Here is a 1938-nt window from a genome sequence, read left to right as displayed (position 1 = left end):
GTTTTGGCTAGTTCTATTTTCTTTTGATTCGTGGTCCCGTAGATATACAGATTATATTCATCCGAAGTTATTAATTTATAATCAAACATCGCAACGATGAACTTATTGAGTTTAAAACTGATGAAATCATCCTCAAGCTTAAGTTTTACGATAGCCAAATTGATCATTTCCTGATCGCTTTTAGTAGATAAATCAACATATACTTCTTTGAATCTTTCATAAACAGTAGATTCTCTTGAAACCTCGCCATAAGATGATCCCATATAGAAAAATGGGTCAGGTTCCGTTGATCTTCTTTTAAAATACTGGAAGGTAATGTACCGACCCCTTATTAGTTGGACAATATTTGTGAATTAGTTGTGTAATAAGTGTTCGAATTTAGCTGTAATTTTTCATCTGAATATTCTTCCGACTCACTATTTTTGATTTCTAATATTGGAGATGTTCCCTTTGCGGTGAGCTGCTCCCGTTTTGCCTTGGTGATGTGGATGTTTTGCTCCCATTTTTCTCGTGGGATCATTCCGATCATGCGGTGATTTCTTCGGTTGTCATACCACGATCTGTGCGCAGCCAGAACGTGTTTTGCATGGTAGAAGCTATCAAACTCGTAGCGGTCCACCACCTCTCTCTGAACGATGCTGTGAAATGCCTCGATGTAAGAGTTTTCTTCCGGCGTGGCTACGTGAGTAAACTCCTGATTAGCTTCTGCAGCTCTAAGATATTGCTTAACGCTGTTGGCGATAAACTGCGATCCGTTATCATTTCGGATGGTAACTCCTTTGATGCCGTACTGCTGCTGTATTCTTCTGAAAGCGTTAATTACATCCATCTGGCGAATGCTTTTCTGGAAGATCTGATCTACCGTTCTGCGAGAGAACACATCCAGTATAGTTAACAGGTAGTAATTACGCCTGTCTGCATGCACGTAAATGTATTTAATGTCCAGGCAAAGGTATTCCATCGGGTAGGTGGCCGTGATCTTACGGTGCTGAACAAATCTGCGCTTACCGCTGGTTCGGATGACTTTACCAAGCAATAAATTCTGTTCATCCATTAACCGGTAAACCTTTTTCTCATTGATATAGTAATCCAGCTTCCGGAGCTCTCCAGTTACATTCTCGTAGCCATAGCAGCAAAACTCCTGAGATAGAATGTCTTTTATTTCCTCGATGATCACCTGGTTCTCTACCATTGAGCCGTCTAGTTTAAACGTATGTGTGCTGGGTTTGACTCCACGCTTCCCATCTTTATTCCTGTAATAGTAAACACTGCTGGGCAAGCTAACCCACGACAATAAGGTACGCGCAGGAACTACATGTCTGAAGCTGGAAACGATCATCTTCTTGATTTGGGTTGGATAGGACTTTTTTTTAGAAGCTCTGACTTGACTTCAATTTCAAGTGCTTGTTTGGCAATGATCCGCTTAAGACGTTCATTCTCCTCTTCCAATGCCCGTACTTCCGGATCAATACGGTGATAGGCTGGCTTTAAGCCTTCTACACCTTTGGAAAGATATTTACTTTTCCATCTAGCATATAACGAAGGAGCTAAATTGTATTTACGGCACACTGCAGTGGTTCCTTCACGCTGGCCTTCCTGCACAATAGCTAAACGATCTTCTGGACTGAAAACCCTTCTCTCTTTTTTCATAATTCCCTAATTTAACGGTTCTAAATTGTTTTAATAATTTAGTCCAGTCTTTTAGGGGGTTAGTACAGGAAGTATGAGGCATGATTCAATCGATATTAACCACTGGAATATTATCCGGCGACTGGTCATTCCACAATCCCTTTTTACTTGCTCTGGCCTCGCGCTGCAGCGTGGCAAAATGATCAGCAAATGCCACGTTCGGGGGGATGGTCATCAGGATGGCATAACCATTTTTGATTAATTCCGCATTAACAAAAGTCCCGTCTACGAGATACACGTAGGATAAAG

At 41.3% G+C, this 1938-nt stretch carries 4 protein-coding genes; all 4 read right to left on the bottom strand.

Going from position 1 to position 1938, the window contains the following annotated elements; translation table 11 throughout:
- Positions 1-263: hypothetical protein (locus tag WBJ10_RS11085; RefSeq protein ID WP_424290265.1), on the bottom strand; the 263-nt coding region annotated here is incomplete at its 3' end.
- Positions 264-331: 68 nt separating this feature from the next.
- The gene (locus WBJ10_RS11080) at positions 332-1339 is read right to left on the bottom strand and encodes a transposase (protein WP_424290263.1); all 1008 of its coding nucleotides are present in this window, start codon (positions 1337-1339) and stop codon (positions 332-334) included.
- On the bottom strand, positions 1336-1650 hold the full coding sequence (locus WBJ10_RS11075) for a transposase (protein WP_424290261.1): 315 nt from the start codon (positions 1648-1650) through the stop codon (positions 1336-1338). The genes WBJ10_RS11080 and WBJ10_RS11075 overlap by 4 nt, the downstream gene beginning before the upstream one ends.
- A gap of 85 nt (positions 1651-1735) precedes the next feature.
- Positions 1736-1938 (bottom strand): thermonuclease family protein (locus WBJ10_RS11070; RefSeq protein WP_424290259.1); only part of this gene is annotated, 203 nt, incomplete at its 5' end.

Source organism: Daejeonella sp. (assembly GCF_049655485.1).
Classification (GTDB): Bacteria; Bacteroidota; Bacteroidia; order Sphingobacteriales; family Sphingobacteriaceae; genus Daejeonella.
Note: the sequence above shows the minus strand (reverse complement) of the source record. Positions and strands in the feature narration are given on the sequence as shown.

Bases quoted from the DNA above. Each gene is read 5' to 3' on its own strand.
- WBJ10_RS11080 (WP_424290263.1), bottom strand. From the start codon at position 1,339: ATGATCGTTTCCAGCTTCAGACATGTAGTTCCTGCGCGTACCTTATTG.
- WBJ10_RS11075 (WP_424290261.1), bottom strand. From the start codon at position 1,650: ATGAAAAAAGAGAGAAGGGTTTTCAGTCCAGAAGATCGTTTAGCTATT.